The organism is Candidatus Chloroploca sp. Khr17 (genome assembly GCF_004138165.1).
In the GTDB taxonomy this organism is placed as follows: domain Bacteria; phylum Chloroflexota; class Chloroflexia; order Chloroflexales; family Chloroflexaceae; genus Chloroploca.
This window is the reverse complement of record NZ_RYFF01000035.1, coordinates 1-24,908: the sequence shown is the minus strand read 5'-3', so window position 1 is coordinate 24,908 and position 24,908 is coordinate 1. Positions and strand designations below refer to the sequence as shown.

The 24,908-nt window shown below is 56.0% G+C and carries 23 protein-coding genes; 8 read left to right on the top strand and 15 right to left on the bottom strand.

What is annotated here, in order from left to right; genetic code table 11:
* Positions 1-5: 5 nt before the first annotated feature.
* Positions 6-686 (bottom strand): response regulator transcription factor, encoded by a 681-nt coding sequence (locus EKD05_RS18130; RefSeq protein WP_129675413.1) that lies wholly within the window; start codon positions 684-686, stop codon positions 6-8.
* Positions 687-1,305: 619 nt separating this feature from the next.
* Between EKD05_RS18130 and EKD05_RS18125 the strand changes: the two genes are divergently transcribed.
* Positions 1,306-1,713 (top strand): hypothetical protein, encoded by a 408-nt coding sequence (locus tag EKD05_RS18125; RefSeq protein ID WP_129675409.1) that lies wholly within the window; start codon positions 1,306-1,308, stop codon positions 1,711-1,713.
* A gap of 48 nt (positions 1,714-1,761) precedes the next feature.
* On the opposite strand, the gene EKD05_RS18120 is transcribed toward EKD05_RS18125, so the two are convergent.
* Together EKD05_RS18120 and EKD05_RS18115 are read right to left on the bottom strand one after the other, a co-directional pair.
* Positions 1,762-2,484 carry an LrgB family protein gene (locus EKD05_RS18120; protein WP_129675406.1) on the bottom strand — a complete coding sequence of 241 codons (723 nt, stop codon included), beginning with the start codon at positions 2,482-2,484 and terminating at the stop codon, positions 1,762-1,764.
* A complete protein-coding gene (locus tag EKD05_RS18115; RefSeq protein ID WP_129675403.1) occupies positions 2,477-2,845 on the bottom strand; it encodes a CidA/LrgA family protein in 369 nt (122 codons plus the stop codon). The genes EKD05_RS18120 and EKD05_RS18115 overlap by 8 nt, the downstream gene beginning before the upstream one ends.
* Before the next feature lie 139 nt (positions 2,846-2,984).
* On the opposite strand from EKD05_RS18115, the gene asd reads away from it, so the two are divergent.
* The 4 genes from asd to sppA all read left to right on the top strand — a co-directional run bounded on the left by asd (position 2,985) and on the right by sppA (position 7,477).
* A complete protein-coding gene (asd, locus tag EKD05_RS18110) occupies positions 2,985-4,034 on the top strand; it encodes an aspartate-semialdehyde dehydrogenase (protein ID WP_129675400.1) in 1,050 nt (349 codons plus the stop codon).
* Entirely contained in the window at positions 4,031-5,086 is a 1,056-nt protein-coding gene (locus tag EKD05_RS18105; protein ID WP_129675397.1) for a hypothetical protein, read from the top strand. Before asd ends, EKD05_RS18105 begins: the two co-directional genes overlap by 4 nt.
* A gap of 171 nt (positions 5,087-5,257) precedes the next feature.
* Positions 5,258-6,457 carry a PLP-dependent aminotransferase family protein gene (locus EKD05_RS18100; protein ID WP_129675394.1) on the top strand — a complete coding sequence of 400 codons (1,200 nt, stop codon included), beginning with the start codon at positions 5,258-5,260 and terminating at the stop codon, positions 6,455-6,457.
* Entirely contained in the window at positions 6,458-7,477 is a 1,020-nt protein-coding gene (sppA, locus tag EKD05_RS18095) for a signal peptide peptidase SppA (RefSeq protein WP_129675391.1), read from the top strand.
* A gap of 70 nt (positions 7,478-7,547) precedes the next feature.
* Here the strand turns inward: sppA and groL are convergent, their stop codons facing one another.
* The 4 genes from groL to EKD05_RS18075 all read right to left on the bottom strand — a co-directional run bounded on the left by groL (position 7,548) and on the right by EKD05_RS18075 (position 12,012).
* Positions 7,548-9,206: a chaperonin GroEL gene (gene groL / locus EKD05_RS18090; RefSeq protein WP_129675388.1), complete on the bottom strand. Its 1,659-nt coding sequence runs from the start codon at positions 9,204-9,206 to the stop codon at positions 7,548-7,550.
* 23 nt (positions 9,207-9,229) lie between these two features.
* On the bottom strand, positions 9,230-9,532 hold the full coding sequence (gene groES, locus EKD05_RS18085) for a co-chaperone GroES (RefSeq protein WP_129675385.1): 303 nt from the start codon (positions 9,530-9,532) through the stop codon (positions 9,230-9,232).
* Positions 9,533-9,747: 215 nt separating this feature from the next.
* Positions 9,748-10,938, bottom strand: coding sequence for a glycosyltransferase family 2 protein (locus EKD05_RS18080; protein WP_129675382.1), 1,191 nt, complete (start codon positions 10,936-10,938; stop codon positions 9,748-9,750).
* 21 nt (positions 10,939-10,959) lie between these two features.
* Positions 10,960-12,012, bottom strand: a complete 1,053-nt coding sequence (locus EKD05_RS18075; protein WP_129675379.1) for a hypothetical protein — start codon at positions 12,010-12,012, stop codon at positions 10,960-10,962.
* Between the two features lie 265 nt (positions 12,013-12,277).
* On the opposite strand from EKD05_RS18075, the gene EKD05_RS18070 reads away from it, so the two are divergent.
* Positions 12,278-13,867: a biotin/lipoyl-binding protein gene (locus EKD05_RS18070; RefSeq protein ID WP_129675376.1), complete on the top strand. Its 1,590-nt coding sequence runs from the start codon at positions 12,278-12,280 to the stop codon at positions 13,865-13,867.
* A gap of 173 nt (positions 13,868-14,040) precedes the next feature.
* Here EKD05_RS18070 and EKD05_RS18065 read toward each other — a convergent pair whose 3' ends face one another.
* The 7 genes from EKD05_RS18065 to EKD05_RS18040 are packed head-to-tail and all read right to left on the bottom strand — an operon-like array spanning position 14,041 to position 21,692.
* On the bottom strand, positions 14,041-15,726 hold the full coding sequence (locus EKD05_RS18065) for an alpha-L-arabinofuranosidase (RefSeq protein WP_129675373.1): 1,686 nt from the start codon (positions 15,724-15,726) through the stop codon (positions 14,041-14,043).
* A 24-nt stretch (positions 15,727-15,750) separates the two neighbouring features.
* Positions 15,751-16,554, bottom strand: a complete 804-nt coding sequence (locus EKD05_RS18060; protein ID WP_129675370.1) for a hypothetical protein — start codon at positions 16,552-16,554, stop codon at positions 15,751-15,753.
* A gap of 13 nt (positions 16,555-16,567) precedes the next feature.
* On the bottom strand, positions 16,568-18,160 hold the full coding sequence (locus EKD05_RS18055) for an O-antigen ligase (RefSeq protein WP_165360791.1): 1,593 nt from the start codon (positions 18,158-18,160) through the stop codon (positions 16,568-16,570).
* 5 nt (positions 18,161-18,165) lie between these two features.
* Positions 18,166-18,300, bottom strand: a complete 135-nt coding sequence (locus EKD05_RS27005; RefSeq protein ID WP_255427234.1) for a hypothetical protein — start codon at positions 18,298-18,300, stop codon at positions 18,166-18,168.
* 4 nt (positions 18,301-18,304) lie between these two features.
* Positions 18,305-19,102, bottom strand: coding sequence for a CpsD/CapB family tyrosine-protein kinase (locus EKD05_RS18050; RefSeq protein WP_129675363.1), 798 nt, complete (start codon positions 19,100-19,102; stop codon positions 18,305-18,307).
* A gap of 21 nt (positions 19,103-19,123) precedes the next feature.
* The gene (locus tag EKD05_RS18045; RefSeq protein WP_129675360.1) at positions 19,124-20,608 is read right to left on the bottom strand and encodes a flippase; all 1,485 of its coding nucleotides are present in this window, start codon (positions 20,606-20,608) and stop codon (positions 19,124-19,126) included.
* Between the two features lie 19 nt (positions 20,609-20,627).
* The gene (locus EKD05_RS18040) at positions 20,628-21,692 is read right to left on the bottom strand and encodes a hypothetical protein (RefSeq protein ID WP_129675357.1); all 1,065 of its coding nucleotides are present in this window, start codon (positions 21,690-21,692) and stop codon (positions 20,628-20,630) included.
* A 484-nt stretch (positions 21,693-22,176) separates the two neighbouring features.
* Here EKD05_RS18040 and EKD05_RS18035 point away from each other — a divergent pair, with 484 nt between their 5' ends.
* Positions 22,177-22,905 (top strand): sugar transferase, encoded by a 729-nt coding sequence (locus EKD05_RS18035; RefSeq protein WP_129675355.1) that lies wholly within the window; start codon positions 22,177-22,179, stop codon positions 22,903-22,905.
* Between the two features lie 39 nt (positions 22,906-22,944).
* Entirely contained in the window at positions 22,945-24,630 is a 1,686-nt protein-coding gene (locus tag EKD05_RS18030; RefSeq protein WP_129675352.1) for a sugar transferase, read from the top strand.
* A gap of 57 nt (positions 24,631-24,687) precedes the next feature.
* Here EKD05_RS18030 and EKD05_RS18025 read toward each other — a convergent pair.
* The coding region (locus EKD05_RS18025) for a zinc ribbon domain-containing protein (RefSeq protein ID WP_165360790.1) at positions 24,688-24,908 on the bottom strand (221 nt) is incomplete at its 5' end.

Below are 24,908 nucleotides of genomic sequence, written 5' to 3'. Positions count from 1 at the left end.
CTTCCTCAAGGCTCAAATTTATAGCCCAGGTTACGCACAGTAATCACATGGCGAGGATGTTCAGGATCTTCTTCGATTTTGGTGCGTAGACGGCGAACATAGACCGCGACCAGGTTGCTCTCGCCTTCATAATCATAGCCCCAGACCTTATTAAGAATCTGGGTAATGTTGAGAATGCGTCCGGAATTCTTCATCAGATAATAGAGCAACCGAAACTCAAGCGGAGTCAATTCAATTGTACGATTATCAGTAAAAATCACTTTATGTTCCACAGGATCAAGCGTGATTTCACCTTGACTCAGGCGTGACGAAGGGTTGAGCATATCACTGTTGCGACGCCTGAGCACTGCCTCCACCCGCGCAAGCAATTCAGATGGCTCGTAGGGTTTGACCAGATAGTCATCGCCACCAATTTGCAGCCCCATCACCCGATCTTGCAGCAGGGAACGACCTGAGAGAAAAATGATCGGCACATCCGAATTACGCCGGATCTGACGGCAAATCTCGAAGCCATCTGATCGGGGCATCATGACATCAAGCAGGATCAGATCAGGATTGTGCTGCTCAACAGCTTGCAAGATATTCTGCGCATCATAGACTTTATAGACCCGGTAACCAGCCTCTTCCAGCACAAAAGACGTCAACTTTACACTGGGAATATCATCATCGGCCACCAGAATATGCATGTCACCTGCTCCTTAACCGGAAACCAGCAACCCACCGCTTTACCATCGTGCTAGCAGAGGCAGGGCGACCACCTTCGAATGCATTGCGTGTTGCTGACGAAAGAGGGCCGTCATCTCTGCGTTGTGCAACTCCAGACTGGGCTGACCAGTCCATCAACTGAATTGCTTCCGTTGCCGCACCAGATAGCCGACAACTCGCGGTAGGATCCCCCTGGCTCTAGTATAAACGGCTCAGCGCAGAAAATCATGTCATGGTATCCTGCTTTTGTCTATCTTAACCGACGAAGGCCACGTTTCGCAAGTACTGAATGGCACTTGCCATCAATTTTGACCAAGATGGGCGATCCTGGCCCCTGTTTTCCCCGATAAATGCTACAATTTTCCTCTAGGTGACAAGAGTGTCACGTTTTTGCCAGGTTCCTGGTAATAGATTTGCGGTATGATACAATTAGGGGGAGAAGCTTCGACGGCCTACGTACACCGCAGTACGCGTCGGATGGAACCCACGGAGTCGCTCTGGAATGGACATTGGAGCGGATCAGCTGCGAAAGTCGCACGACTTCCTCTACGGCGTTCACAGCCGCCCGGCTGAACCAGTGTCCACAGAAAGGACGCTGCTGTGATCGACATTGATATCGATGGTTTGAGTCTGACCGAGTTGGAACAGTTACGTGATGCGGTCAATCATCGTCTTATCCAACTTCGCTACAGTAACCGCCACACCCTCCCCGAACTGCTGCGTATGCTTGAAGAGTTGAAGACAGCACTCAACGATCAGGGCAAGCAGTGGCGCTCACTTGAACGCTGGCAGTGGATGGATGGGCAGATTCGCTTCTGGTTGAATCCAACTGATCAGGTTCAGTACCAATCAGGTTGGTATACGATTGACGAATTGATGCTCTGGTCGCGCAACAATGGCCCGGTCATGGTGCGCGAAGAAGATGACGACGAGCCAGGCGAGACCTGGACAGAAGTTGACGGTGTACGCATTCGCTGGCTGCCTGATGGCACGATGCAGCGTGAGTAATACAAGCGACGCGCCAACCCGCATCGTGACGCGGGTTGGCGCGTAACATTATAACCCCAACCATCGCAAAAGTGGCGGCACCAGCATGGCCGTTATTGCCCCGTTGAGGCCCATCGCCAGTCCCGCAAAGGCACCTGCCTCGCGGTCAAGTTGTAGTGCGCGTGCAGTGCCGAGCCCGTGTGACGCTAGGCCCATCGCAAAACCGCGGATGCTCTGATCGCGACAGCGCAACAGGTCAAGCACTTCACGCCCCACGATAGCCCCCACCATGCCAGTCAGAATGACCAGCACTGCCGTGAGTGACGGCAAGCCTCCAATGGCCTCGGCAACACCCATGGCGATCGGGGTGGTGATACTCTTGGGAGCCAACGAACGCAACACCGGTTCGTCTAACCCGACCAGTCGGCCAAGCAGCACCGCCGCGATGATTCCGGTCGCCGCACCAATCACCAGCGCTCCAAGCCCGGGCAAGAGCACCTGGCGTAGTTTGCGCTCGGCCTGGTAGAGTGGGATCGCCAGCGCAACCGTGGCCGGCCCAAGCAAAAAGTGAATAAACTGCGCCCCGTCAAAATAGACCTCATAGGAGGTGGCGGTGAGCAGCAAGAGACTGACCAGCGCCACAATCGTCAGTAAGACCGGATTGAGCAACGGGGGTGCCCCAACCCGCCGTGAAAGCGCCTGCGCACCCTGATACACCCCGATCGTCGTCACCAGCCAGAGCAGCGGCGTCTGAGCGAGGTAGACCCAGATCTCGATCATTGGTTCACCCATCTGTCTGTCCTCCCCTGGCGCGTCGCTGCACCCTGACCAACCCCTGCATCGTGAGGGCCGTCACAACAAGGGTAATGAGCGTGCTAACGATGACCGTCACGAGCAACTGCCACCATCCTGTGCGCAACAGATTCAGGTGTACCATCACCCCGACTCCAGCAGGCACAAAGAGCAGCGAGAGGTTGTTGAGCAGGGCTTCGGACACTTTGTGGAGCGTGTCGGGCACACGACCATGGAGCTTCAGCGCACCAAAGAGGAGCAACATCCCCACGACGGGTCCGGGAATCGGCACCCCCATAGCACGTACCAGCACCTCGCCAAGCAATTGAAAAACGAGCAGGCTCAGCAGTGCATTGATCATAAGCGTTCTTCCTGTTGTTCGACGATGTTTCACTCTGCGCAGTAGCGCTTATAATACACCCTATACCGATCCCTACCGCTACCTCGCCGAGGGAAGCACAGAGGTTCACGCGAGGATGTAGACTGAAGGAGTAAGCTCGATGAAGATACGCGTCAGTGTCCTGGGAGCGACAGGAACCGTCGGCCAGCGTTTTATTCAGTTGCTTGAAGGGCATCCCTGGTTTGAGCTTGCCGCGCTTGTGGGGAGCGAGCGCAGTGCCGGGCGTACCTACGCCGAGGCCACTCGCTGGGTTCTTGATGCGCCTATGCCCAGCGAGGTTGAGGGTATGACGATTTTGCCTGACGATGCTGATCTCGATACCCCACTGGTCTTCTCGGCCCTGCCCAGCAAAACAGCAGGCATCATCGAGCAACGCCTCGCGCGAGCTGGGCATATCGTCTGTTCCAATGCCTCGGATCATCGGATGGAACCTGATGTACCCTTGCTCATTCCCGAGGTGAATCCTGAACATCTCGCGTTGATTGACGTGCAGCGCGCCCGTCGGGGTTGGCCTGGCGCAATCGTGACGAATCCAAATTGCACCGCCACTGGTCCGACAATGCTGCTGCGCCCCCTTCATGACCATTTTGGCGTCACCAAGATCTTGTTGATGAGTATGCAAGCGCTCTCGGGTGCAGGGTATCCCGGCATTCCTTCCTACGATGCGATTGACAATGTGATCCCGTATATTGGTGGTGAAGAGCCAAAAGTAGAAACTGAGCCACAGAAGATGCTGGGTGTTGTGCGTGATGGGGTCATCGTGCCAATTGAGTGTACAATTTCAGCCCATTGCAATCGTGTCCCTGTACTAGAAGGCCACCTGGAATGCCTCTCCATCGGCTTTGCACGGCGGCCCGAGCTTGAAGAAATGGTCGAGACACTACGCTCGTTCCGGAGTCTCCCGCAAGAACTGAACCTGCCCAGTGCGCCAGCCCAACCCATCATTGTGCGTGACGAGCCAGACCGCCCGCAGCCACGCCGTGACCGCGATGCTGGGCGTGGGATGAGCACCACAGTGGGCCGGGTGCGCCCATGCTCGCTCCTCGATTACAAACTGGTGTGCCTGAGCCACAATACGATCCGCGGGGCTGCTGGTGGTTCACTGCTGAATGCGGAACTGATGTATGCACAGGGCCTGGTGAAGGCATGAGCATCAGAGCAACGATTGCCGACCTTACCGGGGATGTGGTGATCTATCGTGATCTAGAGGCATGTGAGCTCCGGCTGCCGCGGCTGGCGACGATCCGTGCATCGCTTGGCCATAGCGACGGGCCACCGCCACGCAAGCGTGATCAGGCCTATGCCGAGGTGATGCAAGCACTCGCAGATTCAGCCCAGCAGCTGCGAGGCGGGCCGACGCTGACCGCCTTTGCGGTGCTTGGCGACACCGATAATGATCGCATGCTTGCTGCCCACCTGCGCATCATTGGTTCACGGCCTGCCTATGGCTTCATCGGTGAAGATAGGCCTGTTACCGACGAGGCGATGACCTGGCAGGGCGATACAGCAACGGCAACCCGCTGGCATCTGATTCACCCATGGATTGCCGAACTCGAAGCACGGGGCATTGACTGGGCACGTACCGCCCTGCTGATTGATATTGACAAGACGCTGCTCGGCCCACGCGGGCGCTCAGATGGGGCGATTGATGATGCACGGGCCGAGGGGGCCCTGGTGATCGCCAGCCAACTGGTGGGCGAAACCCTCGACGTGAGTACGTTTCGCCGTTACTACAGTGAACTTTGCCGCAAAGAATGGCACAGTTATACGCTTGATAATCAGGACTACGTGGTCGCAACGGCCCTGTGGGCGACGCTCGGGGCAATTGAGCTTGAGCCAATGCTTGATGCAATTCTGCACGGGACGGCACCAACCATCAGCGAGATTCTGGCCCTTGCCACGCCGCGCTTGCCGGCGAGTCTGGCGAGCCTGCAAGTCGAATTGCAAGCCAGGGTCGCCGAGGGTGATCCAACGCCCTTCAAAGCCTTTCGGCGCGCTGAACTCACCGCAACGCTGGATCGAATGCACGATGGGCGCCTGACCTTGTGTAGTGATCTCTTTCAGGTCAGTCAGGATCTTGCCCGCCGGGGGGCACTCTGCATGGCCGCGTCAGATAAACCAGCCGAATCGGCGCTGCCCTCAGCCGAGCAAGCCGCTGCCGGGATGCTCTCGTTGCATCATACCCCGGCCCTCGTGATGTGAATCTGGGGTTTGGGGTTCTGCGGCCCCCAAACCTTTCGCTTGTGCTGGCGCAAGCAGCCAGGTTCGCTGGCTGTTTGCGCCAGCACAAGAAAATGCCAGCTTTGCTGGCATCTTTCGCCAGAAGGAACCTTGGGTTTAGGGTGTCAGCCCAGAATAAGGATAGAAACTCATATGCAACTTGCCGACCTCTATACAGCCCGCGCACGCGAAGCATTGCCCCCGCTCTGGGGGCCTTCCCTTGAGACGGATGGAGAACCGCCGCTCTCACTGGCCTATGGACTGGCTGATCCGGCGTTGTTTCCCCAGGAAGAACTGGTTGACACAACGGCCAAGATCTTGGCTTCACATCTGAATGACGCCTTGAATTATGCGCCTGTGGCACCTGCGTTAACCACCTTGATTGCCGAGCGCCTGCACCACGAGGGCGTACAGGCTCATGAAGACGAGATTCTCGTCGCCTACGGTTCGTCGCAGATCCTCGGGCTCTTGCCCCGGGTGTTGATCGAGCCTGGTGATACCGTGCTGGTCGAGGCTCCAACCTTTATGGGGGCCGTACGTCAATTCAAGCGGGCAGGGGCACAGATGATCGGGCTGCCAGTTGATGCCCATGGGCTTGATGTGGAAGCCCTCGCGACAACCCTGGAAGCGCTGAAGCGCAAAAATCTTCGTCCCAAATTTCTCTATACTATTCCGACCTTCCAGAACCCCGCTGGCGTTACATTGAGCCTGGAACGGCGCCAGCGAATTGTTGAACTTGCCGCCACTTATGGGGTACTGGTCGTGGAAGATGATGCGTATGTTGATCTACGTTTTCGTGGTGAGCCATTGCCACCGATGGCGGCACTCGATCAGGAAGGATGGGTGCTACGCGTCGGTACATTTTCCAAGATTCTTGCCCCAGGGCTACGCGTGGGGTGGGCACACGGCCCCCGCGAACTGATCGCACGTCTACAAATGTTCAAATTGGAAGGGGCGAGCAGCCCCTTCGTGACCCATCTGGTGGCCAGGTTTAGCGCCAACGGTCGGCTCGAACAACATATTACGGATCTCTGTGCTCATTATGCACTAAAATGTGCTACGATGAGTCAGGCGCTGCGTCGTCACATACCCGAAGCCACCTTCATCGAACCAGATGGGGGCTTCTTTATCTGGTTGCAGCTACCACACGGCGTCCAGGCGAGCCAACTGGCCCCGGTTGCCCTCCAGCACGGGGTTGAAATTCTGCCCGGGACACGCTGTTATACCGATGGCTCAGGCGAAGCGTATATTCGTCTGGCCTTCAGCGAGTTGCCTGGCAATCAGATTGAAGCAGCGATCCGTCGTCTGAGCACGGCGATCAAGGTCGTACAACGACCCACAGAAGGAGGCTAGATGTCTGTCGAACAACCAGCACCGCAAAAGCCAGCCGCGCGGGGCTGGATCATTGCGGTCTCGATCATTCTTGGGATTATTTTTGCCTGTGCGCTCTTGCCACTCGGCGGGTTCGCTTTGCTGCTTGCTGCGGGCAGCAGCAACACCAGCATCGGGCCAATCGCTTCACCACCCTGGGAAGAACAACTGGTGGAAGGTTCAGGCACCGATCGCATTGTGATTATTGAGGTGAGTGGGGCCATTGGCGCAGCCGCCGACCCGTTTAGCCTGCAACTCTCGCAGGGACAACTGTTGAGCCAGATCCGCCAGGCGAGCAGCGACAATCGCGTCAAGGCTGTCGTCTTGCGCGTGGACAGCCCCGGGGGAGGTGTGGTGGCAAGCAGCGAGTTGCACGAGAAACTCCGTGCCTTGCGTGAGCAAGGCAAGATTCTGGTTGTCTCGATGGGATCAACCGCAGCCAGTGGCGGCTATTATATTAGCGCACCGGCCCACCGCATCTATGCCAACCCCGATACATTGACGGGCAGCCTGGGGGTCATCCTTTCGACCATCAACATCGAAGGGGCCTTTGAGAAACTCGGCTTGCAGAGCATTGTCTACAAAAGTGGCGAGCTCAAAGATATTGGGTCATCGACCCGCGAAGCCACGCCAGAAGAGATCGCCGTGCTGCAAGCCATTGTTGACGAGGCCTACAATGGCTTTGTGCAGGTCATTGTCGAGGGGCGCGGCCTGGACGAGGCTCGGGTACGCGAACTGGCTGACGGGCGCATTTACACCGGCAACCAGGCGCTCGAGCTGGGCCTGATTGACGAACTGGGCAACCTCGACGAAGCCATCGCCGGGGCGCGCGAACTCGCTGGCCTCGAGACCGCGCTGGTCGTACGCTATACGCAGAGCAGTTCGTTACGCAGCCTGCTCTTGAGTCGGCTGAGCGCCCCGCAACAACCAGTTGATCCGCTGGGCTTGCGGGTACTGACCGAGCGTGAGCCAGTGAAACTAGAGTATCGCTGGGCACCCTAGAACATACATCCTCGGCACACAAAAACACGCCAGCTTTGCTGGCGTGTTTTTGTGTCGGCGCTTGAACCTCTTAGAAGTCCATACCGCCCATGCCGCCCATACCACCCATACCACCGGGCATACCGCCGGCAGCGCTCTTCTCTTCGGGAAGGTCAGTAATGAGCGCCTCGGTTGTCAGGATCATGCCTGCAATCGAGACCGCATTCTGCACCGCACTGCGGGTCACCTTGACCGGGTCAATAATGCCCTGCTCGATCATGCTGCCATACTCACCGGTCAGCACATTGTAGCCCAGGGTCTTATCGCCGGTCTCTTCCTGATAGCGACGCACATTGGCGATAATGACCGAACCCTCTTCGCCAGCGTTGCGAGCCAGGATGCGCAGAGGCTCTTCAAGGGCACGGCGAAGGATCTGGATGCCGACCTTCTCATCGTCGTGAGCAACCTTGACATTATCAAGGGCCGCGACGACATTGATCAGAACGACGCCACCGCCAGCAACGATACCCTCTTCGACGGCCGCACGGGTCGCGCTGAGCGCGTCCTCGACACGGTGCTTCTTCTCCTTGAGCTCGGGCTCGGTTGCGGCACCAACCTTGATGACGGCCACGCCCCCGGCGAGCTTCGCCAGACGCTCCTGGAGCTTCTCGCGATCGAAGTCGCTGGTCGTCGTCTCAATCTGAGCGCGGATCTGGTCGATACGAGCGCGGATTGCACTCTCATCGCCACGGCCCTCAACAACGGTCGTATCGTCCTTGGTTGCCACCACCTTGCGGGCGCGGCCGAGGTCATCAATAGTCGCGCTATCGAGCTTGCGACCAACCTCTTCAGAGATCACGGTACCACCGGTCAGGATCGCGATATCCTGCAGCATCGCCTTGCGGCGGTCGCCGAAGCCAGGGGCCTTGATTGCCAGGGCATTGATCGTCCCGCGGAGCTTGTTGACCACCAGGGTCGCGAGCGCCTCGCCGTCAACATCCTCAGCGATAATGACAAAGTTCTTGGTAACCTGAAGAACTTTCTCGAGGACGGGCAGCACTTCCTGGATGCTGCTAATCTTCTTGTCAGTAATCAGGATATAGGGATCGTCGAGTTCAGCTTCCTGGCGCTCGACACTGGTCACCATATAGCCCGAGATATAGCCACGGTCGAACTGCATGCCCTCGGTGTACTCTTTCTCGAAAGCCACACCCTTGGACTCTTCGACGGTGATGACGCCATCTTTGCCGACCTTCTCCATCACCTCGGCGATCAACTCGCCAATCTCGGTATCGGCAGCCGAGTTAGTCGCAACGTGGGCGATATCAACGCGGTCGCGGACGGGGGTAGCGCTGGCCTTAATAGCGGCAACGAGCGCCTCGGCACCACGGTCGAGGCCGCGCTTGAGCAGCATCGCGTTGGCACCAGCGGCGACAACCTTGAGGCCCTCGGTGACAATGGCCTGGGCGAGCACCGTCGCGGTTGTCGTGCCATCACCGGCGACATCATTAGTCTTGGTGGCAGCCTCTTTGAGCAACTGGGCACCCATATTCTCGAAAGGATCGCTCAGTTCAATCTCTTTGGCAACCGTGACACCATCGTGGGTAACAGTAGGCGAGCCGAACTTCTTATCAATCGCCACATTGCGGCCACGGGGCCCAAGCGTCGTCTTGACCGCATCGGCCACCATATCTACACCGCGCTTGAGCGAGCGGCGAGCCTCTTCGTTGAAATAAATCTGCTTAGCCATAATCTCGTAATGCTCCTCAACAATTAGGCCTGGATAATGCCCAGGATATCCTTCTCTGACAGAATGAGATACTCGACCTCGTCAACTTTGAACTCGGTGCCACTATACTTCGCGAAGACTACCTTGTCACCAGCACGGACATTCATCGGGACGAGCTTGCCACTATCATCGCGGCGGCCCTCACCCACAGCCAGAATCGTGCCTTCCATGGGGCGCTCTTTGCTGGCCGTATCGGGCAAGAAGATCCCACTCTTCGTCTTTTCCTCGCGCTCCATCGGCTTGACCACTACACGGTCGCCGAGGGGCCGGATACGGAAATCGGTCATCGTTATCCCTCCATCTTACTGACTTGACTGACGTGAGAAGTGTTAGCACTCATCAAGCACGAGTGCTAACCGTTGTGTATAATACTCAAGCGGGGGGATTTTGTCAAGGGGTATTTTAGCACTCTTTTGTTTTGAGTGCCAGAATGGTGGATTTCTGTTCGTGTACGTGGAAACAGCCAGCTAAGCTGGCTGTTTCCACGTACACGAACTTCTCCTCAGTTACGGGTGGTACGCACCCAGGCTTTGGGGCCGGCCCCAAAGAGCACGCGTAGATAGAGCAAGATCTTCCAGACCACCAAGCCTGGTGCATACACGAGCGCCTGATAGAGCTTTGGCGAAGCACCTGCCATAGCGAGGCCCGCCAAGACATAGACGGCCTGCCCGCCGATCAGGGCTGTGCCAATGATCACCGCCGGACGGCTGCGCAGCACAACACCGGCCCCAAGCGCGGCGGCGCTAGCCCCTGCCAACACCGAAAAGGGCGGGATCAGTTGCTCTATCGCGGCATCAAAGAGCATAAAATCGCGGCGCTGAAGCGACTCACGCAAGAGACGCGGCACAAAACGGCGCACCATCTCGACCCGCCCTCGTTCCCAGCGTGCGTGCTGTGAATCGGCGGCCTTAAGCGTATTCGGCATCTCGGCCCAGACCACGGCATCGGGGGCAAACATGGTGCGCTCACCATCAAGGATGAGTTCCATATGGTATTCAATATCCTCAGTCAGGCCACCGGTAAACGGCTGACGGCGGACAATATCGGTAGCGAAGACCATGCCATTGCCTTTGAGACCAGTCGAACCACCGAGCACCATGCGCCCCTGGGGGCGCAGAAAATGCAAAACAATCAATGCCACCGCACGGAGGGAGGTACTCCACGAACTTTCGGCATTCCGGACGGCATAATAGGACTGGATGACGCGTTCGCCACGAGCAAAACGAGCATCCATGACCCGCAAGAAATTAGGCGAAACAACCGTATCGGCATCAAGGATGACGACGGCATCATAGGTTTCATTGCGGATAGCGATCTGTTCGACCAGCCAATTGAGCGCATAGCCCTTGCCGCGCAGCGTCTGATCGTGGCGTTCGTAGACAATGGCCCCGGCGGATCGGGCCACCTCGGCGGTACGGTCGGTACAATTATCGGCCACGACAAAAAACTGGCGCAACACGTGCGGATAATCGAGTTGATGGAGGCTCGCGAGCACCTCGGGCAGCAACTGCTCTTCGTTATGGGCAGGGATCAAAAAAGCGAAACGGTGGCGTGGAGCACCACCGTGTTGCGGGGTCAAGCGCGGCGCAAAGAATGCCGCAGCGGTCAACAAGAGCAAATAGGCCACAAGGACGGCCAGGATCAGATCAGAAGCGAGCAAACCGGCGCGGAGGAGCGTGAGGACAATATCCATGCCAGAACCTGCTTTATTTGATCAACTCTTCACAGGCGAAACCGCACCTGCGGCACCAGGATCAGAGCGTGAAGATGAACTGACCCGCATGTTGCTGGATGAGCGATGCTGGATCAGCGGAACCATCGCAAGCGTAGGTGCCTTCAAACCATACTGCACATCTGTCGGAAAGTAGAGTGCCCGATCAACGAGCATCAACAGGATAATATGGACCAGGATTAGGAAGAAGCCACCTGCCAGGAAACCACCAAACACAAAGATGGCTCGTCGCAGCAGAGAAGGCGGCTGGGTAGGAATCGCGGGCGAGTCAATCACCAGATAGCGTTGCAAGGCCTCGCTATTCACTTTAGCGAGCGATAGGCGGGCATTCTCTTCCTTATCTTTCGCATCGGCCAGTCGATTTGCCGCCTGAGCAACCAGCGACTGCAGCCGATTTATTTCAAAGACCTCCTCAGACGGGCGTTCGCCACGGATCGGGTCAGGATACAGCATCAGATAGTCAAACAAGGCCCGTTCCGCCCGGGCGAGGTCTTCTTCATAACGAACAATGAGATCCGCAAAGAAATCGCGCGCCACTTCGCTATCAGTACGCTCAAAGGTCATCCGCCAGTCGACATAGGCATTCATGGTTTCATTGACCATTTGTTGCGCAAGCACAGGATCAGGATGCGTTGCAACAAAGACAACAATATTCACACCTTCGGCCATCACCATCATTGCGTCGCGATAATCACGCAGCGCACGTTCACGAAAACGGCCTTCAGCAAGCACATTGTTGCGCAGAGAGGTCTCTTTGAGCACATCACTCGCAAACGAGTCGGTATAGATCAGCGAGACGACCTCAGAGAGCGTGGCCTGTGAGGGGCTGGTATATTGCGTCACCTGGGTAACATCAGAGAGCGACGTCAGCAACGAGTCACGCTGCACATAGACGGTACCGCGCAACTGATAATTGGGTGGGATCAGAAAGAAGATCGCCGGAGCGGCAAGCAAGGCAGCGACCAAAATCAATATATAGAGGCGATAGTTACGAAAAATTGTTTCAAGAAAACGCAAGGTGATTAGACGCAGCATACGCTCAATCCTCGTTCAAAATCCATCACTAGTTCCATCCCTATCATATCACTATACCAGATCGCTATGTACACCGAGTTGCAAAGCGCGACATGCTTGTTAAAAAGTTTGTCATTCAGACGACAAAAGGTGCGTATCTGTCACCATCCGACTCGCGCTTGAGGTACACTAATGATAAGATACAAGCTAGGCTGTGACAACCAGCAAGCTTTCTTGTTTTGACTATAGCAGTCCTAACTCTGTGGTCATGGTTCGGAGTTCGTGTATGCATTTCAGATTGCTCTTTTTGTTAACGTTGGCCCTGTTTCTGGGGGCATGTGCGGTTGCCACCCCCCCACCGCCACCGCCACCCACCGAGACGCCAGCCGCCGGTGGGAGTGAGACCGCACCCGCACCCACACCCACCGCACCCACACCCACACCCAGCGTCGCCGAACCAGAACGAACCCTCTTCACCGTGCGACGTGGCGAAATCGTCAACGAACTAGCCCTTGAAGGCAGGGTTGTTCAGGTTCAACAGGGGCAGGCTTTTACCGAAGACGGGGTGCTCAAAGCAATTTTTGTGCAAGTGGGGGCGATGGTCGAGCAAGGTCAGTTGCTGGCTGAACTCGATACACGTGACCTAAATGCCCAGTTGAGCCAGGCTCGTGTGGTTTACGAGCAGGATCGCGTTGCGCTTGAGCGTGCGCGAGCTACTGCGCAAACACAAGTGCGCCAGGCCCAGGTTGATCTTGATGCGGCCCGTTCCGAATTAGCCCGCGCTCAGCGTGGGGCTAGGCCCGATGAGATTTCGCGGGCACGCGCCGTGCTACAACAAGCCGAGGCTGATCTCGCCAATGTACGCAACGAGGCCTCACAAGTCAAGAATCAGGCCCTCCGTGAGATGGAAACGGCGGTCGAACGCCTGACATTTGTCCAAGAGCGTTTTGCTGCAGCGCAGATTGAGTTTGAGAAAAATCCGAATGAGACCACCCGCAACGCTTCCCTCCAGGCTCGCGAAGATTTGCGGGTAGCCGAAGATGAAGTGCGCCGAACCCGCATTGCCTACGATACGGCCCTGTCGAATGAAGTCGCGCTGGTGAGTCGCGCTGAGGCTGTCGTGGCGGCAACCCAGGCTGACCTTGATCGTTTGCTGGCGGGACCTGATCCCTTTGATGTTGCCCAGGCTGAACAGGCTGTGGCACGCGCCCAGATCGTCCTCGAGGCGGCACGTCAACAGGCCCAGACTGATCCCGAACTCGCCAAGCAAATTGCGCGCAGCCAAGCCGAAGTGATCCGTTTGGAACAGCAGATTGAAAGTCGTCGCCTGATTGCGACAATGACCGGTCAGGTCGTGGCCTTAGAGGCCGAGCCAGGGATCGCAGTTCGTGCGGCCAGTCCTGTGATTATGCTGGCAAATAATAGCAGCCGCGAGATCATTGTTGAAGAGCCAGTTGCCCTCGATCCGCTTGGAACCACAACCAGTTTGTTGCCTGGTCAAGCGGTAGCAATCGAGTTTGTCCGATATCCTGGGCAGGTCTTTTCGGGCGTGGTGACGCGTGTGCCCGGTCGCCTCCCAACGAATGATGCCTTCCTGAGCAGTGAGTATGCCATTAGCTACGAAGCGCCCGGTGTCGAACTGAGTGTCGGTGATATTGCTGAGGTGACGATTGTGCTCGGGCGCGTTGCCAATGCGCTCTGGTTGCCACCTGAAGCAGTGATTGTCACACGAGATCGCTCCTTCGTGAATAAAGTTGATGGTGATACCGAACAGCGCCTTGAGATTGTCACAGGCATTGTCACCCCCAGTCAAGTCGAGATTCTCCGCGGTCTTGTCGAAGGAGATGTTGTAGCTGGCGAAGTATTGCCGCGCTAACACCATGCCCCACCTGGACGCATGAGCCCTCACAGGTCTTGGAGACCTGTGAGGGCTACGCTAAAAATGGGGGAACCAAGTTCCCCCACGCCCCCGTTTTCCTTCGTGGGCTGATTGCAAAAAGAGCCAGCAATGCTGGCTCTTTTTGGGGCGTGCGCGATGGTACGTTTCAATCAAGGTCGGATATCGATCTGTAACAAACTTATAGAGTATGGGGCAAACGTGTAGATAAAGCGACTGCTCAGCCCGGTCAACTCGGTTGGAGGCGCATCGCTCAGATCATTCGCGGGATCAGCCACCCCATTCCAACGCACCTGCATCGCCTCGAGTGAGTCAGCCGACGCCACATCAACTCGTCCACCGATGACCTCAGCGATACCATCAAGGGCAATCAACGCACGTTGCGCCTGGCCCTGCTTGTTGATGACCAGCAGCGTGAGGGTGCGCTCATCCTTGCGTCCGGCATAGGCACTGAGCGTTGTTGCGGCATCAAACGACGACTCGATAGGCAACAGCGTGTTCCCAAAGTTCGTCCAGAGTGGGAAGACATAATATTGTGGGTAGCGTTCGAGGCTGCCCGCATCAAGCAGGCCATAATTGCCAAAGCTATCGGTCTCACCATTGGCAAGATTCCACTGGTTGCCCATAGCGACACCATGCACGGCCATCTGCCCGATGGTATCAGCCAGATGGAGCATATTGATCGCCCGTGTCATCCAGCGTTCGGTATCAAAATCCTGGAACGAGAAGAGATTGTATTCAGTGACGGCAATCGGGACACGGCGGCCACCGGCATAGCGGTCGAAGGCCGCGTGGACATCAGCGACGATCGCCTGCCAGGTCTGCTGGGGTTCAGCGAGCGGTTCTTGGATCGAGGGTGGCAGTTCATAGTAGGCATACTGATGAACAACATAGAAATCCATCGCATCACCCGCCGCAGCGATCACATCATTGCCCCAGTTATTCCAATCATCCTGGAACGGGACGCCAACAGCCCCAACGAGGATCGTAGGATCAACGGCCTGCATCGCATTGCGAAAATCAAGAAAGCCCTCGTCACGTTCAGCGCCTTCACCACGTCCCAGCACATACTCGGTGCCATCACAGGTCCAGCCACCCTCTTCCCAGCCCCAGGGGGTGCAGCCTTTGCCAACATCTTCTTTCCCGCCATAGATTTCGTTGCCGATTTCCCAGAGCTTGATCGGCACTGGTTCGGGATAGCCAAGGTCAGCGCGCAGTTGCGCCCAGTGGCCGACGGTCTTCCAATCGCGGCCTCGGCGATCGACACCGATCGGACGCACATCATCGGGCAAGGCGTTAAAGAAAGCCACCAGCGCCGCAGCTTCTTGTGACGTCCCATTGAAATTGATCGTCCACATCCCTTGCTGATCAACGCGGGTCAACAGTTCAAGGAAATGAATCGGCTGGGCGGCCCAGGTCCAGTAACAGTTCGCCTCGTCACCGAGTTGGCAACCCAGCCAGTCGTAGTGATTGCTCCAACTACCGCCGGGCATCCGGATCACCGTTGTACCCGCAGTGATCGTGCGGTCAATCAAGGTCGGATCAGCCAACCCATTCGGATTGAGCCAGGCAGGCACATTGGTACCAAAGAGGCGCGCATCGATCGCCCGCCCCGAGGCTGTTGCATCAAACTGAAGCGTGCCATCGTAATCAACCGGGGAGGGAGCGGGCGCTGCTTCTGAGGGTAACGCCGGCTCTGACGGCGCGAGTGGGGTTGGCGACGCATCAACAGGGATAGGGGAGAGCGCAACCTGAGCGGCTTGGCTGCCACAAGCTTGCAAACCAAGCAGACTGCACAACAGCAGCACGCCCAACAACCAGATCGATCTATCTTTCATCAAAAACCCCTTCGCTAGAGAGAGCTAGGAACGGCGCAGTAACAGCACCACTCGATCAACATAAAAGGTCTTGACATAGGATGCATCATTCATCAGCACAAGACCCGTCACATAGGTATAGTCTACCTGATCGTAACCATCGAGCCAGACCTCAATTTCAGCCCATTCACCAGGTTCGAGAGCACGGCGCAAGCCAAACTGGCTCAAGCCAAGTTCAGGAAAGACCAGCGTCTGATCGGCACCACGTTCAGGCAAGCGCACCGACGTATCACCCTGAACATGGTAGGGATAGCGATTACTGCCCATCACCCGAACAATGAGGCTATCAGGCTCAAGGACATTGGCCCCACCGCTGACATAAAAGCGCATCCCCAGCACCTCAGCGCGAGGATAGACACCACCCTGGGGGCCATTGGCAAAGAAGAGGCCACGGAAGCCATATTGCAACGGCGTCACCTGGAGCGCCGTGCGGCCCGAGGTTGCAAACTGATTTTGCAGTTGAATTTGCATATTCCAGCTCTCGCCAACGCCCCAACCGGGGGCGAATTGATCATCAAAGATGACAAACTCCGTCAAAAACTGACTGGAGGCATCGCGACTCGCCTCAGCCTGGCGGGTCGCCATCTCACGGGGCGGATCAGTGACAATCCGGGTAGGGCGAGGGGGCGCCGTTGGGAAGAGCGCCGGCGGAATCGTTGGCACCTGGCCGGTAAAGAGCGGAGCGATCGTCGCGGTTGGGCGGGGTGGCTGATCCGTCGTCGAGGCAAACGAACCACAGCCACCAAGCGCAACGAGGAACCCTAGCATTAACATAACAAAAGAACGCATCGTGATCCTCACCTCAAAGTTGCTGGAGGCCAGGGGGAGGCAGAGGCACCGGTTGCCAAGGCCAGCGTTGCGGTGGCACCACAACGGGATGCGCAACAATGCGATCAAACACACTGATCAAGCCGAGCATTGCCCCCAGATAGACCATACTCTGAGGCTGCCAGGCTATATCAAGGTAGGTAAAGAGCACATGCATCAGCACATAACTAAAGGCAACAAAAGCAAAGGCACGCATCTCACCAGGTGGTGCTTGAAATAAACGGCGTACCCCCAGCGCAAGCGAGACGCCAATCAACATCATCATGGCAAAAAAACCGCCCAGGCCCGTCTGCACCCAGATCCAGAGGATCGAATTATGGGGAATATAATCAGCCCAGATAAAAAAGCTAATATCAGCCATAGGAAAAGGCTTATAGAACGCATGGCCAAAACCGATCCCCAGCAACGGAGCCTGACGGATCGTATACAAGAGATTCGCATTCTCAAGATCGCGATAAAGGTTTGACGAAGAGTCGCGAGTTTCGGGGGGAGGATCAACCTCGGCCCGGATCATCTGCGCCACAGCACCTGGTGCCGACTGAACATTCCAGAACGCAACGAGATAGAGGCCAAAGAGCAAGCCAGGAAGCAAGACAAAGATCAGAAAGATGCGACGATGAAACCAGAAGAGCAACAGCGCAAAGACGATGAGCGCAACAGCCAGGGCAAGATAGCCGGCACGACGTTGATTGCCAACATACGCAACCAGCATGAACGGCAAGAGCAAGAGCGTATACCAGAGCATCGGGCGGGTCACTGGCTCGGCACGGGCCAGAAAAATCAACATCGCCGCCAACAAAAAGATCGTATTCCACTGAATCGATAAGGGATGCTCGGCAATTTCATTCAACTCAGCATAAGCCCAATTGAGTTGTATCGCGACAAAATAGAAGCCATAGAGCGCATTAAAAGTCAGACCAAACAGCACACTCCAGAAGAGGACACGGACATGTTCGCGGGTTTCGATATACTGACTCACCATCAGGATCATGATGGGCAGGTAAAACATCGAGCGAATCGACCAGAGCGCAATCGTCGTATCACCACTACGAAAGATACCATAGGCAAAGCCCAGAGCAACAAACGCGACAAAGATCAGCGTCCAGAAGAGGATCGGGGTCAAGGGTACAGTAAAACGCCGGGTTGCGAGCAAACGCAGAAACCAGCTGAGCATCAGCAACGCGAGCAAGATCTCGAGGGGGCTAAAGCTGGCAATCCGACCAAGATACATGATCGATTCGGGACTCGAGAGATTTTTACTCATCGGGTACCACGGCAGCAGCACCCCATCTGCGGCCACCGTAAAGCCAACGATCAGATAGATTCCATAGCGCGGGTTATAGAAAATGGTGCCCACGACGATCATAAAGATAAGCCAGGCCAGGGCCGCCGGCCCAGGCCCAAGGAGAAAGAAAGCCAGGGCAACCAGCAGACTAAAGCCAAGCCCTGCCAGCGACAAAAGCACATGCTTGCGTCGCGCATAGGCGAGTTGTTGTCCAAGGGTCGAAATACGCTGCATCAACGGCATCGTCGTCGGCAACGCAACAGATGGATTATGCTGAGTCATACGCATTAAAAAAAATATAAACGAACCATAAAGAGCACAATGATCAACGCGAGCACAAGTTGGGTATAGATAAAGGGCTTCTTGCGTAAAAGAATGCCGAGCACACTAAAAATGAGCATCAAGACAATAAACTGCGTCATGCATCTACTCCTGCGGCAAGAGGCTCAAAATCCAATCAGGGGTGGACAGATTGACTTGATTCAAGACCACACCGAGCACGGGCATATGCTTAACCTCATCAAGGGCACGCTTGACCGTATTGATCGGGGTCACGCCATGGCGCACCACCACACAGGCCGCCTCGGCCAGGGAGGTCAACGCGAGCGTATCACTACTCGTCGCCACAGCCGGCACATCAATGAACAGATAATCGAACTGTTCGGCCAGCGAGGCAAACACCGCTTTGAGTTCACTACTACGGGCAATAGCGGAACGTACATCGGGGGCCACAAAACCAGCCGGGAGAAGCCACAGATTAGCGCGGTCGGTCGGCACAAGGGCCTTTTCGAGCGCCAGCGTACCCTGCACGACCGCCCCGAGGCCCGGATCGTCAGGGCCCGGCAGCGGCGCCATTGCGGCGGCAGCTTTGTGCTGCTTGCGTTTGCCCCCCGTACGAAGGGCTGGCGGTTGCCCCGCAAGATACTGATGCATTCCGGGATGCCACCAGTTTACCTCTACGGCACAAACGCGAGCCTCGACATCATGGGCGAGCGTTGTCGCCATGGCGAGGGTAAGATAGCTCACACCTTCTTGTTGCAGCGCCGAGATACAGGCAATGCTACGGGGAAGCGTGGACTGATACATCAGCGTCGTCAACATGCGCCGCATACTCGTCACTACTTCTCCAGAGAAGGCGAGCATACCTTTGCCATCAGCCGTACTCAACATCAGTTCATATTCGGCACCATCGACTGGCATACGCTCTTTACGTCGCGACAACATAGACGATCTCCCCTTCTCTGACTAATTGACCGTATCAGCAGCAGACTTACGCAGGCGGACAAATGCACTGCGGACAAAATCGATCACCATCTGTAAATCATCTGGAGCAATGACCCGCAGCAGAACAATCAAGGTCGGGTAGACAACCGCCCCGATCAAGATAGGAAGCGCGAGAAACAGATCACGAAACGGCCAGACACACAGGAGCATGATCAGAGCCACCGCAACCACCTTGAGCGAATGGATGATTGCCTTGCCATCAAGGGTTCCGCGAGGAACGAGGAACCAGCCGGCCAACACCTGGCCGGCCTGGGTGACCAGGAAACTGAAGGCACCGCCGATTGCGCCAATCCCAAAAACACGCTGGCTCCAGGGCACAAAAAGAAAATTGAGCGGCACGATCATCACCGCCGTCACAATCATCACGATCGTCCAGATATGCTGCCGATCAATCGAGACAAAATACTGTCCAAAGAGCGTATTGAGATACATGAAAATAATCACAAACCCGAGCACCTGAAGAATATCACCACTAGGAGCAAATTCAGCCCCAAAGAGCAGATAAATAAACTGATCAGCAACGGCAAAAACACCAAAGCCAATCGGGACACTGAGCATCAAGATCAGGGAAAGGCTCCGACGGAGCAGGGCAGGCATGCCTTCCGGATTAACTTTATGGGCACGCGCCATCGGCGGAAACGTCACGGTATTAAAAATGACCGCCCCAAAGAGCAATGCACCAAAAATCTGCATCGAAGCGCCGTACCACCCTACCTCGGTGGCATCCAATTGGATGGAGAGTGTCTGGATTGACAGTTCATCATAGGCAACCATGCCAAAAATGGTGGCAACATAGGGCAGACTCATCGTCAAAATCGTACGGCTCGCCGCCAGGCGCACCCGCGGCGTTAAATGATGGTAGCGATAGAGAAAATAGGCTTGCATCAGAAACATCAACAGACCAGTGGTCGTCATCACAATCGCCACGGCCAGTTCACGAAAACCGAGCATGAGCACAGTGATGCCCAAGACCATATGGGCAAACTTGCTGACAATCTCTGACAGCGAGATATACTCCATCGTCTCAAGCCCCTGGAGGGCCGCTGAACTGGCGCTGGAGAGCTGAAACAGGAAGGCCATCATCCCAACTACCTGGATCAACAGCCTAACTTCAGGCGTAAAGTTGAGAGCAACACTGTACCAATAGACGAGAGTCACACTGATCACGTAAAAGACAAATCTGATGAAATAGGAGGTGCCAAGCAACTCGGCGGCACGCTCACGATCACGGGCAATCTCTTTCGCGAGGAGGATATCCATCCCAAAGCCAATAAAGACCCCCAGAATGGACCAGATCGACATCGCGATCACGATATGCCCTGAACCTTCCGGCCCAAGAAAACGCCGCATGATGATCGAAAAGACGAGGGTGAGCATCCAGGTGATCAACTGTGATGCAAGCATGACCCGGGCATTTTTGAAGATGACTTCCTTGGAGTGCGACATGGAGAAACTACCTTATAGCTCAGGAAGTAGCGGTTCTGGTGAATGGGTCATCAATTGGTGTTGATGGGGCGGTACGCCCTCTGCTGTGCGGCGCGGGTACCAGATGCTGACGCGCCGGAGGAACCTCGGTGAGTACGGGTAACGCCAATTCTTCATATACGTCGATCCGGAAGAGCAACGTGCGATCAAAGGCCATCCGTGCGAAGACAAATATCATCATCACGAGCAGACCAGCGAGCGGAAAGATGGTTGCCAACACCAGACGTGCGACAATTGGTTCTGGCGCTGGAGGAACAACGGGAAGATCAATAATCCGGTAGGTCTGATCAATATCGCGATCGGTTTGCAGTTCAGCCAGGCGCGCCTGTTCGGCTTTATCCTGGATGTCCTGCAAGCGCTGTTCGAGCAGCGTCACCTCGTTCTGCAAGCGAGTCAATTCGAGCACTTCTTCGACGGGGCGATTGCCGACGGCAGGATCGGGATAGAGTTCAAGATAGCGCCGCTGGGCATCACGCGCCTCAGCAAGATCCCGCTGATAGGGTTCGATCAGTTCGGCAAAAAAGGTTTGGGCAATCTGGCCCTCAACAATGCTCCGATTGATATTCCAGGCACGGTACGCATTAAGGGTTGCCATCGCCAATTGATAGGCCAGTTCAGGACGCTCAGCCTCAAGCTCCAACCGGATCAGATTATCAGCCGGGACCGCGACCGTAAGTGACTCACGGTAGAGAGTAAGCACCTGCTCAACCTCACGAGAGGAACCATTCAACTGATCGCGGAGATCCGTCTCGGCGATAACGGCGGAAGCAAACGCCTCGGTTGAAGCCAGGGCCTGAAACTCGCTGGCCGTGATCTGGGCCAGGCTCACCACGGTGACGCCACCAAAGGCCGTATCACGAAGCCGAATGGCCGTCAGGGTTTCAAGCAGATTATCACGCTGCAGATAAATCGTGGCGTGCGAGATATAGACCGGTGTCAGTAAGAACGGGATTGCCAGCAGCGTCAGGCCCACCACAGGCAAGAGATGCAACCAGCGATGACGCAACAATGTTTCGATAAAACGCAAGATAAACCGGCGCGACATGCTCGTATCCTTTGCCTAACCTCAAGCTGCATTGCCTCTTGTAAAGAGCATACCAGATAGGTATAACCAGACAGCACACAGTGAATGCATGGACAATGCCACGCGATAATGCGACTCTGCTTGTGATGGTAGCATACCACACCTGAGGCTGACATCTCTGTCATTGGTGATGGCAGTCGGGCTATCCTGAATGAACAAAAGGTGATACTATAGCCTCAGAAAACCAGTCCAACGAAGGAGTTCTGGCGACAGAGAGAGACGCAGAGAGAGCAGAGAGGCCCACCAAAACCATCCTTAACCATCTAACCATCCTTCCCATCACCCCTCAAGGCGCTATCCAGAAGGAATCAGCACTAAGCACGTGAAGTAATCTTCATCTGCAGATTGCCAAGATGTAAGGAAATAGTTTAAAATTTCAGGTAAAGTAGAGTGGGACATAGTACCGATAACCTGCCATGCGTGCATTTCAAAGGAGTAAGAAGCGATGGCTCAGCCACCAGATGACCCCAAGACAGCCCGGATGGTCGCGATCTTCGCCGAGCGACGCTTTGAGCGTTCGCGCGCCAACCAGCGGTTACGCGCACGCATGCTCGTGTGGTCAATCCGCACGAAAGTGGTGCGGAACCTGAAGCGTGCGCTCGATGTCTCGCTTGCCAGTGCGGCCATTGTTGCCACGGCCCCCCTCATGATTGGTACAGTCGTTGCGATCAAGCTCGACTCGCCAGGGCCGGTCATCTTTCAGCAGGAACGGGTGGGCAAAGATGGCGAAACCTTTGGCTGCTATAAGTTTCGCTCGATGTATGTTGATGCCGAGCGTCGCAAAGCCGAGTTACTGGCGAAAAACGAGGCGGATGGCCCGGTCTTCAAGATGAAAGATGATCCTCGCATTACCCGTGTGGGCAAGGTTATTCGTAAACTTAGTATTGATGAACTACCGCAACTCTTCAATGTCTTGAAAGGCGAAATGAGCCTGGTCGGGCCACGACCCGCGATTCCCAGTGAGGTGGCACGCTATAGCTATGAACAACTTGGGCGCCTCAATGCAATACCCGGCATCACCGGTCTGCAACAAGTCTCAGGGCGGAGCAATCTCGATTTTAAACGCTGGGTTGAGCTTGATCTCCAGTATATTGTCGAGCAGAGCCTCTGGAAAGATATCGAGATTCTGACGCGCACAATCCCCGCCGTGATCTTTAGTCGTGGAGCCTATTAGGCCCGAGGCCTTTTTTGAGATCGGACGATAAGCGTTCTTATGCAAGTACTCATTCTCGCAACCGATGAGCAGCCAAAGCTGGGGCCGCTCACCGCAACGATGCCAGCAGCCCTCCTCCCGCTCATTGATCGCCCTGTGCTTGCCACCACGCTCGAAATTCTCGGTCGTTATGGTTGTCCAGATGTCTTGATCAGTCTGTACGAACGTGGGGGCCAAATTGCGGCGTATGTGGGCGGCGGAAGACGTTGGGGCTTTGACATCAAGTATGTGACGCAACGCAAAGCCTGGGGGTCGGCAGGCTCGCTGCGCTGGGCGGGGAGTTTGCTCGAAACCACCACGCTGGTGCTGCCGGGAGACGCGCTCTTCGATCTCGATCTGGCCGAGGCGGTGGCGTTTCATCAGGCCCACGGCGGCAAGGTGACGGCGATCCTCCATACGCCACGCCCTGGCGACCAACACCCCCGCGTACGCCTGAACGACGACCAGCGCATCACCGAACTCGGTGCCGCTGCGACTGGCCTGCAAGTCACCGGAGCAATCATCCTCGAACCTGAACTCCTGCGGGCGATTCCTGATCACGAGCACTACGACATTGTGGCCGATCTCTTGCCCGAACTGCTGGCGGCCAATGAACCAATCTATGGCTTTCAGATGACCGGGTACTGGAATCCGCTCGCGACCTTCCGTGACTACCACGAAGCGCAACAGGTCTATCTCTCCAGTGCCTATGCCGCCAGTGCCCCTGAAGAAGCCATGACAGGCCCGGCGGATCGGCTCCGCTATCCTTCCCTCGACGCCCGTCAGATCGCCCCCGGGATCTGGGTTGGCCGCGAACATTCGATCCACCCGACGGCCAAACTCGCCCCTCCAGTCTATATTGGACAGCATACCTGGATCGGGCGGGAGGTTGAACTCGGGTTCGGAACAATCATCGGGAGCAATGTAGTTATTGACGATGAGGCTACTATCATCCAGAGTAGTATCTTGAACAATACCTACGTCGGCCAGCTCGTACATATTGAGCACAAACTGGTCACACCCGGCTCGGTGAACGATCCAGTCGAAGAGGTAACGACCGAAATAGTCGATCCATTCCTCATCGGTCAGGTCGAAAGCAAGCAACGCAACCGTAGTTCACTACGGCGTACGCTGACCAACTTGGTTGCGCTACTCCTCGTTTTGCTCACGAGCCCGCTGCTCGGCGTGATCGGCCTGCTCAACTTCTTGACGACAGGCGGGCGCATGCTGATCCGCGACGTGAAGGTAGGCCAGCGCCTCAACGAAGAGAATGGACGCTTATACACCTTTGAACTGATCCACTTTCGCACTCGTCGTCACGATGGAAGTTACACGCTACTTGGCAAATGGCTAGAGCAGTGGGAGTTGCATCGATTGCCAGAATTCTTCAATGTGTTGCGTGGCGATCTCGAACTGGTTGGCGTCAAGCCCCTGAGCCTCGCCGAAGCAGCGCAACTGACCGAAGAATGGCATCAACGTCGCCACGATGCACCAGCCGGGCTTACCGGACTCTGGTATCTACAAACCGAGAGCACAACGGATCTCGACACCGTGATTGTGACCGATGTCTACTATACCGCGACCCGCACATGGCTCGAAGATGTGCGCATCCTCTTGCAGACACCGAACGTCTGGTCACGTCGCATACGGACAAGAACGCCCCGCGCCAGGGATGCAAAAACAAAAAACGAGATCAGTCGCATGTGACGGCTCCCAGGGCTAAAGCACCTGGGCTTCAGAGTGTGCCGCCCCACACTCATCAAGCTACGATCTAAGGTACTGGAGACCCCGATGCAGGATGTTGCGTGCCGCATTATGATCCCTATCCATCACCAGCCCGCAATTCGGGCAGGAATGGGTGCGGTCGCGCAGCGTCTTCTTCACGAGTTCACCGCAGGACGAACACAGCTGCGAGGTGTATGCGGGGTCGACCAGTACGACCGTCCGCCCAGCTTCTTCCGCTTTGACGCACGTCATCCTGACAA